General features: G+C 44.2%; 15 protein-coding genes. 7 read left to right on the forward strand and 8 right to left on the reverse strand.

Annotation, left to right across the window (positions count from 1 at the left end; all coding sequences use genetic code 11):
* The first annotated feature begins 226 nt into the window (after positions 1–226).
* Positions 227–538 carry a zinc-ribbon domain containing protein gene (locus RTR76_RS09660; protein ID WP_312519833.1) on the forward strand — a complete coding sequence of 104 codons (312 nt, stop codon included), beginning with the start codon at positions 227–229 and terminating at the stop codon, positions 536–538.
* A gap of 65 nt (positions 539–603) precedes the next feature.
* Here RTR76_RS09660 and RTR76_RS09665 read toward each other — a convergent pair whose 3' ends face one another.
* Entirely contained in the window at positions 604–2,493 is a 1,890-nt protein-coding gene (locus RTR76_RS09665) for an ABC-F family ATP-binding cassette domain-containing protein (RefSeq protein ID WP_312519836.1), read from the reverse strand.
* 16 nt (positions 2,494–2,509) lie between these two features.
* Complete coding sequence (locus RTR76_RS09670) at positions 2,510–3,658, reverse strand: DEAD/DEAH box helicase (RefSeq protein WP_312519839.1); 1,149 nt, start codon at positions 3,656–3,658, stop codon at positions 2,510–2,512.
* Positions 3,659–3,838: 180 nt separating this feature from the next.
* On the opposite strand from RTR76_RS09670, the gene blaOXA reads away from it, so the two are divergent.
* Together blaOXA and RTR76_RS09680 are read left to right on the forward strand one after the other, a co-directional pair.
* Positions 3,839–4,642 carry a class D beta-lactamase gene (gene blaOXA / locus RTR76_RS09675; protein ID WP_312519842.1) on the forward strand — a complete coding sequence of 268 codons (804 nt, stop codon included), beginning with the start codon at positions 3,839–3,841 and terminating at the stop codon, positions 4,640–4,642.
* Positions 4,643–4,677: 35 nt separating this feature from the next.
* Positions 4,678–5,367, forward strand: coding sequence for an FHA domain-containing protein (locus RTR76_RS09680; RefSeq protein WP_312519845.1), 690 nt, complete (start codon positions 4,678–4,680; stop codon positions 5,365–5,367).
* A gap of 6 nt (positions 5,368–5,373) precedes the next feature.
* Here the strand turns inward: RTR76_RS09680 and RTR76_RS09685 are convergent, their stop codons facing one another.
* A complete protein-coding gene (locus tag RTR76_RS09685; RefSeq protein ID WP_312519848.1) occupies positions 5,374–6,426 on the reverse strand; it encodes a DUF188 domain-containing protein in 1,053 nt (350 codons plus the stop codon).
* Between the two features lie 164 nt (positions 6,427–6,590).
* Here RTR76_RS09685 and RTR76_RS09690 point away from each other — a divergent pair, with 164 nt between their 5' ends.
* The gene (locus tag RTR76_RS09690) at positions 6,591–6,902 is read left to right on the forward strand and encodes a hypothetical protein (RefSeq protein WP_312519853.1); all 312 of its coding nucleotides are present in this window, start codon (positions 6,591–6,593) and stop codon (positions 6,900–6,902) included.
* 83 nt (positions 6,903–6,985) lie between these two features.
* Here the strand turns inward: RTR76_RS09690 and RTR76_RS09695 are convergent, their stop codons facing one another.
* The 4 genes from RTR76_RS09695 to RTR76_RS09710 form a co-directional block, all read right to left on the reverse strand.
* Positions 6,986–9,025 carry a SpoIIE family protein phosphatase gene (locus tag RTR76_RS09695; RefSeq protein WP_312519856.1) on the reverse strand — a complete coding sequence of 680 codons (2,040 nt, stop codon included), beginning with the start codon at positions 9,023–9,025 and terminating at the stop codon, positions 6,986–6,988.
* Between the two features lie 182 nt (positions 9,026–9,207).
* Positions 9,208–9,801, reverse strand: a complete 594-nt coding sequence (locus tag RTR76_RS09700) for an ECF transporter S component (RefSeq protein WP_312519859.1) — start codon at positions 9,799–9,801, stop codon at positions 9,208–9,210.
* Positions 9,802–10,114: 313 nt separating this feature from the next.
* A complete protein-coding gene (locus RTR76_RS09705) occupies positions 10,115–11,674 on the reverse strand; it encodes an L-lactate permease (RefSeq protein ID WP_312519862.1) in 1,560 nt (519 codons plus the stop codon).
* Between the two features lie 17 nt (positions 11,675–11,691).
* Positions 11,692–13,095 carry an FAD-binding oxidoreductase gene (locus RTR76_RS09710; RefSeq protein ID WP_312519865.1) on the reverse strand — a complete coding sequence of 468 codons (1,404 nt, stop codon included), beginning with the start codon at positions 13,093–13,095 and terminating at the stop codon, positions 11,692–11,694.
* 146 nt (positions 13,096–13,241) lie between these two features.
* Between RTR76_RS09710 and RTR76_RS09715 the strand changes: the two genes are divergently transcribed.
* A complete protein-coding gene (locus RTR76_RS09715) occupies positions 13,242–13,394 on the forward strand; it encodes a hypothetical protein (RefSeq protein ID WP_312519868.1) in 153 nt (50 codons plus the stop codon).
* A gap of 337 nt (positions 13,395–13,731) precedes the next feature.
* A complete protein-coding gene (locus RTR76_RS09720; protein ID WP_312519870.1) occupies positions 13,732–14,022 on the forward strand; it encodes a hypothetical protein in 291 nt (96 codons plus the stop codon).
* A gap of 91 nt (positions 14,023–14,113) precedes the next feature.
* Here RTR76_RS09720 and namA read toward each other — a convergent pair whose 3' ends face one another.
* Complete coding sequence (gene namA, locus RTR76_RS09725; protein ID WP_312519872.1) at positions 14,114–15,124, reverse strand: NADPH dehydrogenase NamA; 1,011 nt, start codon at positions 15,122–15,124, stop codon at positions 14,114–14,116.
* Between the two features lie 149 nt (positions 15,125–15,273).
* On the opposite strand from namA, the gene RTR76_RS09730 reads away from it, so the two are divergent.
* The gene (locus RTR76_RS09730) at positions 15,274–16,620 is read left to right on the forward strand and encodes a DEAD/DEAH box helicase (RefSeq protein WP_312519875.1); all 1,347 of its coding nucleotides are present in this window, start codon (positions 15,274–15,276) and stop codon (positions 16,618–16,620) included.
* The last annotated feature ends 42 nt before the right edge of the window (positions 16,621–16,662 follow it).

Raw genomic sequence — 16,662 nt, forward strand, 5'->3', positions numbered from 1 at the left:
TAGACGAATTAGCATAATAATTAGAAAATAATTGCAAGTTTTTTTATCCTGTTAAGGCAATTCGCTTTACATTTGTTAAATAAAAGGGTACAATGTAACTACCCAGAAAAAATAGTACCAGTGAATTTGTCATTGTCCTTCTCAAACTATTAGGTAGTTGGTAAGGGAAGTCCCGATGAGTATTCTCCATTCGCTATTTGGGTAATAGATTTGAGGAGGCTATATTATGTCCCAAGACAAAACTCTTACTTGCCGCGATTGTGGCGCACAATTCGTTTTCACTGCTTCAGAGCAGGATTTCTTCGCTCAAAAAGGTTTCACTAACGAGCCAGGCCGTTGCCCTGATTGCCGCGCTGCCCGTAAACAACAAAACGGCGGTGGCTTCAACCGTGGTGGCAGCAGCTACCAACAACGCGAAATGCATGATGCAACCTGTGCATCTTGCGGCGTATCAACCCAAGTTCCTTTCCGTCCAAGTGGCGATCGTCCTGTATATTGCAGAGATTGCTACAGCCAAAACAACAGCAGACGTTACTAGAATGTCACAATCCCCTGCCAAACGGCAGGGGATTTTTTATTTTCTCTACTAGTACCTTGAAGGTACTAGTTATTTTTTATTTCTTCGGCAAGCTCATTTAAATAAGTCCATCGCTCCAGTAATTCTTCCAGGCTGCGTTCTAGTTCCTGCTGCCGGCTGACAAGCTGCTCCAGCCGTTCAAAGTCGCTGCCTGCACTGTTAATACTTGCAGCTACCTGTTGTAAAACTTGCTCCACGCCTGCAATTGTCTCATCAATTTGTTCATATTCCCGTTGTTCTTTAAAAGTAAACTTGCGCACTTTCTCTTTCGGCTTCTCATGGACAACAGTTTTTTTCTCCAAAATAACCGGCACGGTTTCCTGCTTTTTAGTTGCCAGATAATCTGAGTATCCGCCGACTGATTGTGTTATACAGCCATTACCCGTAAAAATAAATAGCTTATCAACAACCCGATCCAGAAAATACCGGTCATGAGAAACGGTTATAACTGCCCCTGAAAAATAATCTAAATAATCTTCCAAAATTGTCAGAGTCTGAATATCCAGATCATTAGTAGGTTCATCGAGAAGCAATACATTTGGTGCACTCATTAAAATGCGCAATAGATACAGCCGACGTTTTTCTCCCCCTGATAATTTAGCAATGGGCATCCATTGCAGCTGAGGAGGAAACAGAAAACGCTCCAGCATTTGAGAAGCACTGATCAATTCTCCTTCAGCTGTGGCAATACTATTAGCTTCTTCGCGAATGTAATCAATTACGCGCATTGTGTGATCCATATCGGCACTTTCTTGTGAAAAATAGCCAATTTTTACAGTCTGCCCCGTATTGACAACGCCGCATTCCGGCAATAAATTACCTGCAATAATATTAAGCAGCGTAGTCTTCCCGCTGCCGTTTAGTCCAATAATTCCCACACGGTCATCTTTTAAGACAATGTAGTTAAAATCAGCAATCACCTTTTTATCTGCAAAATGATGGCTAATATTTTCAATTTCTATGATTTTGCGTCCTAGCCGGCTGGAGGCAACGGATATCTCCAGTTTTGTATCATTTGTGTCGTTGCTTTGCGAACTAAGCTGTTCGAACCTTTCAATCCGCGCTTTTTGCTTCGTACTGCGTGCTCTGGCACCACGTCTCATCCAGGCTAATTCATTTCTAAGCAAGTTCTGCCGTTTGCGCTCACTCGCTTCCTGCTGTTCCTCACGATCCGCTTTAGCCTCAAGGAACTTACTGTAGTTGCCGCTGTAGGTATACAGTTTTCCCTTGTCAATTTCAATAATCCGATTGGTTACCCTGTCGAGGAAATAACGATCATGCGTAATCATCAATAGGGCACCTTTGCGATTTGCCAAATACTGTTCCAGCCATGCTACCGTATCATTGTCAATATGGTTAGTCGGCTCGTCTAAGATCAGCAACTCACAAGGATTAATCAATGCGCTGGCCAGTGCTACCCGCTTACGCTGCCCCCCTGAAAGAGTACCTACAGGCACACTAAATTCAACAATCCCTAACTGCATCAGAATAGCTTTGGCGTCACTCTCCAGCTGCCAGGCATCATGACTGTCCATCTGTTGGCTCATACGAATCAACTGCTGCTCAGCCGTTTTACTTTGCGGGTCGTTCTGCGCCGCAGCAAGCGCCAGTTCGTAATCACGCAGCACCTTCATAACCGGCGAATAACCATTAAAAACTTGCTCAAGTACAGTAGCGGCCTCATCAAATTCGGGATTTTGCGGTAAATACTGGACTCGCATACTATTACCTTTTGTAACTTTGCCGGTATCTGCCGGATCGATTCCAGCAATCACTTTCAGAAAAGTTGATTTTCCAGTACCATTTACACCAATCAGGCCTATTTTGTCCCCCTCATCAATACCGAAGGTGACATCAGCAAATAAAACTCGCTCTCCATAGCTTTTTGACAGATTCTCGATTGATAATACATTCATTTCTCTGCAAACGCTCCTATGCTTTACGCAGGTCTGTAATTTTACCGTACGCAATCTGTTTGGCTTTAATAGCAATCTTTAATGTTTTTTCATAATACTTGATCAAATCAATTTCCCGTTGGGAAACAATCGAAATAGCGGTACCTGTCTTACCTGCTCTGCCTGTTCTACCTACACGGTGCAAATACACCTGAGGATCTTCGGGAAGGTCCAGATTAAAAATATATTCCATGCCGGGAATGTCCAACCCACGGGCTGCAATGTCAGAAGCCACTAGCAGCTGTACTCTGCCGCTGCGAAAATCCTCAAGAGATTTTTTACGGTCAGCTTGTACGAAGGTACCATGCAAAGCAGCTGCCTTTAAGCCGTTAAAATTAAGCTTCGCTGCAGTAAGCTCAAGATCTTCACTGCGATTTACAAAAACCAGAGCTTGCTTTAGCTTCGTACTATGGACTAACTTACGTAACATTTCTACCTTATCCCGCTGCTCACAGATAAAATACAAATGGCTAATAGCGCTGGCTACGGCTGTTGCCTGCTCTTTAACCGTAACAATAGCAGCATCGACAAGAAAGGCAGCTGCCCGTTCCCTGGTTTGTGGCGTAATGGTCGCTGAAAACAGCAGAATTTGCCGATCCTTCAACGTCGTTTTAATAACAGCTTTTACTGACTCGTGATTATGATCATCCATTAACCGGTCAGCTTCATCGAGAATAATTGTTTTCACAGTCTGCGAAGTAATTTTCTTTTTTTGAATTAATTCCAAAATTCTGCCGCTGGATCCAACGACAATATGAGGCCGTTCCTTTAATTTATCAATCTGCCTGGTAATATTAGCATTACCAATCAGCGGCGCCGATGTGATCGGCAGCTCTGCATTTTTGGCCAAAAGTTCAATTTGACGCTGAATCTGAATTGCCAGTTCGTGGGTAGGTGCTAAAATAATCGCCTGATTCTCCCGCTTTGCTGCATCAATCTTAGTGAATAACGGCAACAAATAAGCGAGTGTTTTTCCTGTCCCGGTTGCTGATTGGGCTACTACATCCCGTCCTGCCAACACCAGAGGCAATACCTCGGACTGAATAGCAGTCGGTACCGTCAGTCCCTCCTTATGAAGAGCCGCTGTCAGCGGTGCACTTAATTCCAAATTTGAAAAAGAGTTCATGTTTTTCTCCTGTCGCGCTGCCTGCTTGTACCTTTACGCAGCAATTTTTGCCTGCTATCATTATACCCCTTTTCAGGAAAAAGCCAATGTTTTTGTAATGATTCTATAATTGTATATCTATTCAACTGTCCTATATTTACTGGTATGATGATAGTAATAAGTAAAGGGGGTTGATCCGGAATGTATAGGTATGCCTTATTAGTTCTTTTAACACTTTTTCTCCAGTTAGGGTCACTGGTAAGCGCAGAAGCTACTTCTCAGAATATCCGTGATGATCTTGGCAAGTATTTTCAAAATTACCAAGGAACCTTTGTTCTTTATGACGAAGCTGCCGATCAGTACACGATTTACAACGAAGAGCAAAGTTCCATACGCTTTAGTCCTTGTTCCACTTTTAAAATACCTAATTCGCTTATAGGACTGGAGTCTGGTATCTTGGAAAAAGAAAATGAGCGTACTCTGTTAAAATGGAGCGGAAAGCAGTATTCCATAAGCGCCTGGAACCAGGACCACACGCTTGCAACGGCTATGGCAAATTCAGTCGTCTGGTATTATCAGGAAGTAGCCCGTAAAATAGGTCCAGAGCGAATGGGCTATTTCCTGCAATCTCTCCAATACGGCAATCAGGATATGAGCGGAGGAATTGATCGCTTCTGGCTGCAGTCCACTTTGACAATATCCGCCAAGGAGCAAGTTGCTTTCATCAAAAAATTGTACCAGAATGATTTGCCTTTCTCCCAGGATAACATGGCACTGGTACGGAAACTCATTATTCTTTCCACTGAAAAGAATGTCATATTCTCAGGTAAAACCGGCTCAGCGATGGAGGATAGCAAACTTGTTTTAGGCTGGTTTGTTGGCTGCGTAGAAAAAGATGGGCACCGCTATTTTTTCGCGACTAATATTACCGGCAGCGACGAAGCCTTTGGCGCGCGGGCAAAAGAAATCAGTCAACAAATTCTAACGGAGTTAGCAATTTTATAAACAGCGAAGTCGCCTGCTTCAGCAGGCGACTTATCATGTATGAAGGAGTATCTATGGTTCGTTATTTATTGCTTGAAAAAGGGTCTCCCTATCCAACGGGCTTTAAAATTCCCTTGAACAAAGCAGTTATTCTCTTGGGAAGATCTGCAAATGCTCACCAGCCGGATATCAGTTTTGATAATCCCTTTATTTCCCGCAGTCATTGCTCGGTAGCGGTGAGTGAGGCGGCTGTGGAAATAACGGACTTAGCAAGTAAACATGGAACTGAAGTCAATAACTCCCCCCTTGAACCCTCTTTGCCAGTTACATTAAAGCCTCAAGACTGCATATCTCTGGCCCATGGCGCAGCAATACTGCGTTTATGCATGCTCAACAGTATTGCTGACGAAACGTTGGAGATTGGTACTGCAGCATTTCCAGCAGCACCGATTACGCCTATAAGATTAGATCCTCATAAACGTCAGTGTCTGTTAGGCACACAAGCCATTGCACTATCTCCCAAAGAGTGGAGCCTATTATCCCTGCTTCACAACCGCCATAGCAAAATAGTCTCACTTTCTGAAATCAAAAGTACCGTCTGGCCGGAGCGTCAAAATTCGCCAGGGCAAATACCCTCCGTCGGCGCAGAAGAAATTAATTTGTTGATCTACAGGTTAAGACAAAAGCTGGGCAGTACCGGCAGCCGAATTAAAAGTATCCGTGGATCAGGATGTATGCTGGAATAAATCGCCTTACATTTCCCTTTTTAATGATCGAAGTTTGTCGCTAAAGACAGCGTAGGTAAGGGCACCTTCCAGAACCTTTGTTTCACCTGCATAGATTGTTGGAACCCATTCCAGCTTTTTCTCCATGCATTCGCGGTCATGAGCCAGCAGCACCTGGGTATAGTGCCCAGTATTCAGAGCTTGCGACAGACCGTCTGAATTAAGACCAATCTTTACGGCGATTGCGATAAGTACCTCCTGATCACCAATATTCTTACCTTCCACAAAGTTTGCCGTATAAACAGCATCAATCCATTCATGCATCTTTCCGGCCTCTGTGGCGAACTGGACAGCTTCCAGTGCCAGCCGCGTATTAGGTACAAACGAATGATCGCCCGGTGTAATCTGAACAGGCTCTCCAAGCCTGTTCAGATTTATTTTTCTTTCCTCAAGGTTAACATTAGCTACAACATTTTGGATGTAATCACCCGCAGGTCCAATTTCAGGATGAATTTCCCAGGTGATCCATTCATCCTGAATAGCAGTTGTCTCCTTGAATTTTTTCATGAATCCCCACGCTAGATAACAATAGGGGCAGCAAAAATCAAAATAGACACGCAATGCTAATGACATCGTTTCTCCTCCTTTATTTATCGTAAGCAGTCTTTGAAGACTCACTTCGAAACTACGGTCATCTTCCATAGTTCTCTTCCTGGGGCCTTTCGTTCTGCCGCCGCCGCGGCGGAGCTTCGCCTTGGCTTCCCGCTCTTCCAGTAAGAAATCAATTTTATCAGGACTGAACTCACGACCTGCAGGGCTTAAAGCACGGGCCTGCTTACCAAGCACCATCGCTGCCAGCCCCCAGTCCTGAGTAATAACAATATCACCAGGCTCGGTCACATTTACAACTTTAATATCAGCTTCCTGCGATGCACTGCCGACAACAATATGATAATCGGAAACAATTGAATGATTAAAACTCGCTACAGTCCACACAGGAACATGATAAATATTGCCTAATTTTTGGCATAGGAGCAATGCATTTTTAGGACAGGCATCAGCATCTACTACGATTTTCATTAGCAAGTCTTCCTTAATTTTACTATTTTCCTACCTATCTTCGCTGAATTGCCACAAAATCCTACCTGTAAACGCTATTATTTACGACATACACATATTGTTGTTTACCGGACAAAAGTAGGGTACAATAAACAACATGCATAGAAAAATTAGGAGATGATTGAATGAGTAACGATACCGTTTTAGATTTCTATGAACTGCTAGGATTTGAAGAAGCTGAAGTTGATGACGGCTTGACATCGCTTTTTCTGGAAACTGATACAGATGGCAGCTATGTGCTTATTACTGACGAAGATGGAGCTATCCCCACTACTTTGAAGCAGGCAGTAGTCCTTGCCCGTTACTCGCCGGAAGGCTCTTACGAATGGAGTGCCACGTTTAAGAGCTCCCAGATTTTTAAAGATAATTGGTCATCTAACTTATCTACTGAGGAAAAGCTGGCTGCAATTCAAACCAGCCGGGAAACTGCAGAATAGACTTCTCACAGTCTACGTCAAAAGGGGTACGCTGAAACAATAGTTGCAGCGTACCCTTTTTAAGTTTTTTACTACTAAGCAGCTTATACTCTCCACACGCGCTCATCCCCTAATTCGATACACATCGCTGTAACATCATCGCGGGTAACTCCCTCAGCAGCGACCATGCGAATACAGTCTACCAATTGAGTGAAACTACCTCCCGGCGCTATTTTCAGCCCCCTGTCTAACTCATCAGAAATGCCGTCACTATAAAAGCAAAGCCGGTCTCCCTCTGTCAAAGGTATTGACTGAACTTCAAACTGAGCCAGATTGCTTACTCCTAAAAACAGGCCAGGAGTCTTAACCCTTCCCTTAACGGTACTAGTATCTGCAAAAAACTCCGTAATTCCTGCCGCTACATAGCGAAGCTCACGCTGAGTAAAGTCCATTTCAAAACAAAAAGCCGCAATAATAATATCATCACCAAAATAACCGGCAACCCGATTATTCAACTCGACCATACATTCAGACAATGAACTGAAAGAATGAAGTGTTTCCTGCATCATAACATTCATGGCCGCAGTCTGCAAAGCAGTCGCCGCGCCATGTCCATTGACGTCAATCAAATAGCCAAAAAGGACATCATCTTTTAACCAGCGGTATCCGCAGGTATCGCCACTAACTAATAGACATGGCTCATACAGAATCTGCAGCTGTAAATAATTATTTGCGAAATCGGGAGGTATCATGGTTCGCTGTACCTTACCAGCCTTAGCCAGTTCTGCATAAAATGTTTTCCGTAAGCGCTCCTCTTGTTCCGTTTTGACAGTCAAATCCTGCGTTCGCTCAGCAACCCGGGCCTCTAAATTCGTAACCAAATCAGTTACCTGGCAAGCCATTGTATTAAAAGAACGGCTAAGCTCCCCTAATTCGTCACGCCTCTCGGTATCTGGCAACAGCTTAAGACGGCCCTCTGCCAATTCTCGAGCCGCAGTATTTAACCGCTGAATCGGTTTTGTTACCCAGCCCGCCGTCCATATGGCCAGCAAAAAGACCAGCACCATGCATAGCATCGACAAGCTGGCAGTACGGTTAGCTACACTCCGCAGTCCTCCGAGGAAATCATCAGCTGCCAATACAACATAGATATTCCAGTTAATGCCGCTTTCCTGAAAATTTCGTACATCCACAAAATACGATTGATCCTGAAACTTAAACTCATAAGCTCCTGCTTGACTGATAGCAGGTACTGTCCTTGCAACTGTATTTGCGGCCATTCTCAAGATATCATTATTGCTGTCAGCCGCCTTGATTCTTTCCATACGTCCATTGCGCTCTTCAAAAGGACTTTTACTGACAGATGAAGCAACAAGCAGCCCCTCACTATCCGTAACGAATACCTGCCCTGATGCACCAAGCGGCAAATCGCTTAATGCCCTTCCCAGCCAGGATAGCAAATAATCGACTCCGAACACGCCGACCAAATTACCCTCTGTATCAAAAATAGGATGCGTTGCCGTAACTGTTGGTTCTAAAAACACAAAATGCCGGTATACTGCACTAAAAACAGGCTTCCCTGCCAGCTTCGCCGCCTCAAACCACGGTCTCGTACGAGGATCAAAATTGGGGAAAGCCTCTTGCTTTTCAAGTGCATCGCCAACATCGGAAACTTGAAAATACCAGGAAGCGCCGCCAGTTGTATGATTATTATGCACCACCTGAATTTCACCGTTCAATTTGCGCCGGGCACCATAAAAAGATCCGTCAGCAAGACCGATGAAGGTCATAGCTGCATCAGGAAAAGCCCGGATATGATTAACAAAATAACGATCACGTGCAATAGGGTCAGTAAAGCTTAAGATTTCCGAATGCCAAGCGTCAGCATTCAAGCTATTTAGTCTAAGGGGCTCCCGCATTTGCCGGCTTACTTGCTCCTGTACCCGTTCCAGAACTTCCTGCCGTAATTCTTTTAAAACAGCTTGTACCGAATCCTGCCCGCTTTGAAACAACAGCAACCCAGTAAACAACATTGCCATAAAAAATTGCAGCAAAAAAGGCAGTGAAAACACCAACCGCAGCGGCAGCCGCTCGGCTAAAGGCAGAAGAAAGCGAAACCTGGATGACCTAGTATCGTTCCTCATCAGCTACCTCACATTTCGGGACAGTTCTCTGTCATATATTTACAATTTATTCATTATTTGATCATTGTTGTCTTTAAAAGAAGAATTCTATAAAATAAACGTCTTTCCTTGTCAAAAATTGTTGTTATTAAAAAAAGGTCTGAATCCATTCCGGATTCAGACCTTTTAAAAACTATCTAATTTTAATTCATGCGACGAGCTTTCTTCACCATTAGAATAACGGGAATCGTAATAATCGCTGAAATAACAGCCTCAGGGATGCCGTTAGTCATTGCAATTCCCCCAACCACCGCAAGAACAGTATCTGGGTTGATCCCACGAGCCGCAGCAAAATCTGCCGCATACAAAAGATAAATCATACCAAGAACACCTAGCGTATTTACCAGCGAAGCGATAGCTGCCCCGGTACCTATTTTAATCGCTTCATTTTTCACAGGCATCATTTTATAACAATAATAAGCCACTAATCCGATTAATACTCGTGGTAAAACCGAAACAAGCGGATTTAAGAAGGCAAAGGACAAGATATTAGGAGCCACCATATTTTGAAACATACTGAATAACCCGAATAACAGGCCAACCATTACACCAACTGCAGGCCCCTCCAAGATAGCACCAATAACCACCGGAATATGCATGACTGTTGCCTTAGCCATTGGCAAGGGAATAAAGCCATAACCGGTAAGACCAAGAATAATACTTACTGATGACAGCATACCTACCACTGTTAGCTGCCTTGTACGAAATAGTTGCCGTGTTGAATCTTTACTTGCCATTTTTCTTCCCCTCCGCTCTTATTCCCCGAAAGGATATAAGTCGTATTTTAATGTTTTTCTAGTTCACCAGTTCAGTTCATACAATCGATACCGACTTTTCCATAGCATATTATAACGCTCCGGCAAGATATTTTCTACAAAAATATTTAAAATCCTACTTATTTTTAAAAAAAATTTACTTAACCATAATATCACTAAAAAAACTGATTGTATGTCTTCTGAAGAATTTGAACCAATCACCCTTTTCAATGTAAAATAAAACAAACTGAGAGATCAAAACTCTCAGTTTGTCTGCGATGATCCAGTGTTTGACTTATGCGAAGAAATAGACAAGCAGCCCGGCAACAATGACGTACCCAAGACAATACTTAAACGTGATTGCCAGTATTTGCCCTTCTTTACCACTCTGTCCAGTCGCCGTTGTTGCAATAGCAATGCTTTGCGGCGAAATCATTTTCCCTGCAGTAGCTCCAGTTGTATTAGAAGCTGCAATCCAGGTGGGGTCCACACCAATTTGCAATGCTGTTTGCTTTTGCAACGGTCCGAAAAGTACATTGGCACTGGTGTCACTGCCTGTCACAAAAGTTCCGAGAGCGCCCAGTGCCGGAGCGAGTATCGGATAAGCTGATCCGGTTACTTTGGCCAAAGCCACGGCAATGGCAGCAACCATTCCGCTATAGGACATAATTTTGGCTAAGGCGACAATTGATATGATAGTAACGGAAGTCTTTTTTAGATTAATGAGCGTTTTATAAAAAATTCTCACCAAGCCTGCTGCTGATGCTCCCTGAATAAATCCTCCAATAATAGCAGCGATTACAATAAGTGTGCCTGGCGTTAGCAGCCAGTCAATCGCCAGCGGCTTACCGCCTGGTCCGTTATAGATTAAAATATACGACTTTATATGAGAAAATGCTGAATTTACTGCCGGTACAAGCGGGCTTGTTAGCAGGATAAACAACAGGATTAGCAGATAGGGAGCCCATGCAGCTGCCTGATCAAAAAAAGTTTGATTATCAGCTGCACGAACACCGGCTTTACTTCCTGTTATATCTTTGGCTGCTTCAAAGGGGAAATGCCAGATTTTGTCCGGTGGAAAGTACTTCGCCCACAAGGCAGTTGCTGCCATTGATACAATTGAAGCACCGATTGCGGTTAGCTGGGGCCCAACATATTTCGCAATTAAAAGCTGTGGGATAGCAAACGATACACCCGCAACAAGTGCTGCACCCATGACGCCTTTTAATCCGGCAACATTTCGCGTCATCAGTAGAATCAGTCCGGCAGGAATGACAATAACGAAGGGCGTTAACTGGAGTGCAATCGCATAGGTCAGCTCCATAACAGGCAAATCAGCAACCTGGGCCAATGTTGTTACAGGAATTCCTACCGCGCCAAAGGCAACCGGAACTGTATTAGCAATTAGACAAAGAACGGCCGCAGCCAATGGCTCAAATCCCAGCCCGATCAGAATCGCCGCCGGAATAGCTACTGCTGTACCAAATCCGGCGGCAGCCTCAAGAAAAGCTCCAAATCCCCATGCAATAAGCAGGGCTTGAATTCTCCTATCGTCAGACAGTGAGGCAATCTGGTCGCGCATTTTGTCCATTGCCCCTGTTTCAACCGAAACGTTGTAGGTAAAGATTGCCGCCAGTATAACCCACAAAATTGGCCATAATGCCATCACAATTCCTTCTAAAGCAGCTTTAAACATTAAATTAACAGGCATGCTCCAGATCAGAACTGCAATGATCGCGCTAGCTGCCAGCCCCATAACGGTTGCTTTGTGCGCAGGCATCTTCAACACACCTAAGCTGGCAAGCAGCCACAATAACGGGAGGAAGGCAATAACAGCCGATGTATATATACTCATAAAAACTTCCCCCTACGCTATACCTCTATCACCTTACCGGGATTCATGATCAGATTCGGGTCAAATGACTTCTTTATATTGCGCATCAGCTTGATTTCTGTGGGGTTAGCATATTCCTCTAGCAACTTTACCCTTTTATAACCAATGCCGTGTTCTCCTGAAAGTTTGCCGCCAAGAGCATACACCATCTGATAAATCTCTCCCTGAAGGGCAGGAAGCTTCTTGTGCCACTCGTCGTCACTTAACTCATCTTTGAGGATATTGGCATGAATATTACCGTCACCGGCATGACCGGCACAATGAATTGCAATATTACCATACTTCTTCCCCAGCTCTGCGATTTTCTCAATAGCTCTGGGTATTTCATTGACCGGCACTACAATATCTTCCATCGAGAAAATAAGACTGCGCGCCCGGTCCGCTTCAGCATAGGACTTTCTTGCTTTCCATATTTTTACGGGGTCAGCAACCAATACTTCCAACGCACCGTTTTGCGAACAGAGTTCGTCAATAAAACCACATTGATCTTCAAGAGTTTCTTCATTATCTCCCTCAACAGTGACGATAATATAGTAACCCTTGTCACTATGAGGAAGCTTTTCACTCAAAAAAACCTCTACGGTTTTGATGGCCTCATTATCCATAAACTCGATTGTGGTAGGAGTAATTCCCGCTGCAGTTATTTTGGGCACTATGTCAATGGCTGTTTTTAAGTCGGGGAAAACGGCTAGCAAATCCATTGCATTCTTTGGCAGTGCCACCAGTTTAAGATAAGCCTTTGTAATCACTCCCAAAGTACCTTCCGAGCCAATCACCAGATTTAACAAACTATATCCGGTGGCATCTTTTTTGCACTTGCCGCCAAAGGTGACAATCTCGCCTTCGGGAGTGACAAGCTCCACACCGTTTACCTGCTGGCGTGTCGTGCCGTAGCGAATAGCTTTATTGCCGCCCGCATTGGTAGCAACATTACCACCAATAAAGGAACTATCACCGCTGCACGGATCTCCTGCATAAAGAAATCCTCGTTCATTGGCTGCTTTCTGTACTTCAGCGGTTGTTACGCCAGGCTCCACTACCATGAACATCGTTTCCGTGTCAATTTCCAAAATCTTATTCATCCGTTCCAACGACAAGACAATGCCTCCCTTGAAAGGAACAGCACCGCTCGCTAGTCCCGTCCCGGCACCACGCGGTATAATAGGAACAATTTCCCTGTTGGCGAGTTTAACAATTTCCGCTATTTCTTTGGCGTTTTCCGGAAAAACAACCACTTCCGGCATTTTTACATACTTCGGATCGGTAACTTCATCATGAGAATAAGGCTCCATCCGCTCTTCATCGCTTAGTACATATTTTGTACCTACGATATTTTGCAGTTCTTTCCTGATTGCGTCTGTTACGGGGTTGTATTTTGTCATTAGTATGCCTCCTTATTTCGGTCGCTGCATTTCATTCCGGCTATATTCTTTGCTGATTTTCGGTTATTTATCATAGCTACTGGTATCTATTTGGTACTTTTGCGGGTACACTACTTATAGAAGTATTGTTTAGGGGGTTAACAGTTATGCCTGAAGAGGACGAACTTACTCACGGCTCTATTCAAACTGACACTTTTGCGGTAGAAGATACTATTACCAGCGAGGTTCCCCAGAAAACATCACGAACAATAGCAGGCTTATATTTGGATGCGGAAGATCTGGAAAGATCCTTATCTTAGCTGTCTATGCTGAAATAGGCTTCTGATCATTTACAAAATCTGCAGCTTATAACACGACAATATATAGAAAAGTTAAACGGCTGGAGATCCATAAAAGGACTTCCAGCCGTTATTTTCCAACCCTCTTCAGGGAATAATCATCATTTTAAAGTAGTGAATTTTTTTAAGTTCAAAATACCATAAAAGAATAATTTTACATTAAGCGAATAGGATATATTAAACTATGCAGACACCCTAGCAGAGCCTTCCACATTCAACCTCAGAAGATTGCTATCCCACATGCTAACATTCAACAGGCTCCGTAAAAATGATTTACTAATCAAGGAGGATTATTAACATGACCAAGAATGATGAGAAAACTATGGTAGATTGCAGCACTGCCGGTATGGGGTTTGCCCGTACAGGAAATACGCCGACTGCTCCAGAGAGTTGTGGATTACCAGCGAGAGGATTTGGCACGACTGATTTCGGTGAGGAAGAAGAAGTTACGCAAGTCGATACACCTGCTGTAGATTGCAGTACTGCAGGCATGGGTTTCGCTCGAACTGATAGAACTGAAATCGCTCCGGAAAATTGCGCCTTTCCAACTAAAGGGTTTGGCACAACGGATTTCGGCAAAAACAAATAGCCTCAGGAGAAAAGAAAATAAGATAAACCATTGCAAATACTTGGCTGATAGGTTTCAGCTAATTATGCAATGGTTTTATTTTGATATATGGCTACTTTGCCCGTTCGTAGGGTACCGGCCAGTCCGTTTTTACACCGAGCTCTCTCGCTGCCTGCAAAGGCCAATATGGGTTGCGCAGCAACTCACGTGCTAAGAATACCATGTCAACGTCTGCTTTGATAATGCGCTCGGCCTGCAAGGGTTCCGTAATTAGTCCGCCGCCGATAACGGGAAGTCCGGTTAATTCCTTAATTGCAACTGCAAATCCAATCTGATAGCCCGGATAAACTCTAGGAACTGCCGGTGTTACCGCTCCAGAGCTGACATGAATCACATCAATGCCTTTATTCTTTATTAAATTCAACATCTCAGAAACCGATTCCGGAGTATTACCGCCCGTCTCATAATCGTGAGCCGATACCCGCACAAACAGGGGCATACCATCAGGCATAACACTTCGGACAGCCTCTACCACCTGTCCGAGCATTCTTACACGGTTTTCCGCCGAGCCACCATATTGATCCATACGTTGATTTGCCAATGGAGACAAAAATTGATTCAGCAAATAGCCATGGGCACCATGTATTTCGATGGCATCAAATCCGGCTTTTACTGCCCGCTGTGCAGCTAATCGGAATTTCTCCACAATCCTGTGTATTTCGTCAGCCGATAACGCTTTAGGCTTACGGCTGTCTTTACTGAAAGAAATAGCAGAAGGTGCCACAATTTCCAATTCGGGCACTTCACATTTACGACCGGCATGATTGAGTTGAACTGCAATTTTACTGCCAGCTTGCTGGACAGCAGCAACGATTCGTTTTAAACTATCGATTTGTCCGTCATTCCACAATCCCAGATCATTGGCTGATATTCTGCCCGCCTCTTCTATTCCCGTTGCCTCTACAATAATCAGTCCTGCCTGTCCAACTGCCCGTGTTACATAATGGGCATAATGCCAGTCGGTTGCCTGTCCGTCATTACCGGCCGAATACATGCACATGGGCGGCATGACGATGCGATTTTTCAACTTCAAATCTCTCACGGTAAACGGAGTAAACAGCATAATGTAACCCTCCTAACAAATACTGGTATTTCTTCTTTCTTTATATGTTGAAATATCCCTTCTCAGCTCAAATACTAATTAGAAAACAGATAACTTCAGCATAGGCTATTCATTCCCTGCACAAACTGGTATAATGACGGGTAGATTAAATGGAAAAGAAAGGTGCTTTCATGACAATAAACTTTTCATCACTTGGAATTAGGCCCGAACTAAATGAATACTTAAAGCAAACCGGCATTGTCGAGCCTACTCCCATTCAAATACAAGCAATTCCGGTGCTGTTGACCGGTAAAGATGTAATGGCTCAGGCGCAGACAGGAACGGGTAAGACGCTTGCCTTTTTACTGCCTATTTTAGAGAATATTAAAACAGCCGGTTCGTATACACAGGCTCTGATTATCACGCCTACCAGAGAATTGGCAGCGCAAATTACTTCTGAGGCGCAAAAACTGGCGCCTATTATTGGCATTGAGGTTTTATCCGTTTATGGAGGACAGGCTTTAGATCCTCAACTGAAAAAATTGAAGGGCCATCCGCAGCTGGTTATCGGTACTCCCGGCCGTATTCTTGATCATATGCGCCGCAAGACTTTGGATGTAGCACGGGTAACTAAGCTGGTACTGGATGAAGCCGACCAAATGCTGCATATGGGCTTTCTTGATGAAGTGGAAGAAATTATCCGCCAAACATCAAGCAAAAGACAGACTATGCTTTTCTCAGCCACTATGCCGCCTAAAATCCGATCCCTTTCCACCCGTTATATGGAAAAACCTGCTGATATTCGCATAAAAACACAAAATGTCACGCTCGATGAAATCAAACAAACGATCGTGGAAACTCCCGAGCTAGGTAAATTGGACAAACTCTGCCGCATGATTGAAGAATATCAGCCCTACCTGGCTATTGTATTTTGTCACACTAAACAACGCGCCAGTGAACTTACGGCAGCACTTGTGCAGCGCGGCGTTAATGCCGACGAGCTGCACGGTGACTTGTCACAAGCGAAACGTACCCAGGTAATGCGCCGCTTCAGCAGTGCCAAGCTGCAAGTACTAGTTGCCACCGACATCGCTGCCAGAGGACTAGATATTGAGGGTATTACTCACGTCTTCAATTATGATATTCCTCATGATGTGGAAAGCTATATCCATCGTATCGGACGCACAGGCCGGGCCGGGGAAACAGGTATGGCAATTACCTTTGTCGTACCGGAGGAACGAACTTATCTCAGAATGATTGAACAGGGTATCCGTTCAACGCTGGAAAAGTATACGGCCAGCGGTAAAAAAGTTATTAAAAATGCACCAAAAGAATCGCCGCTTCCTGCAGGTGAATCCCGCCCCAAAACAGCAGCCGGAAAACCGAATGAAAAGAAACGTCTCAACCACGGTGGCAGTAATTTACGCAGCCGCCGTAAGCCCAAAGAAGAAAAGGCTGCGGTCGGAGCAGCATTCAAGAAACAAGGACCTGCAAAACGCCGTACTGCTAAACGTTAAAAGCAAAAGGACCGATACTCCCATTGGGAGTATCGGTCCTTT

Source organism: Anaerospora sp. (assembly GCF_032013335.1).
GTDB lineage: Bacteria > Bacillota > Negativicutes > Sporomusales > DSM-15969 > Anaerospora.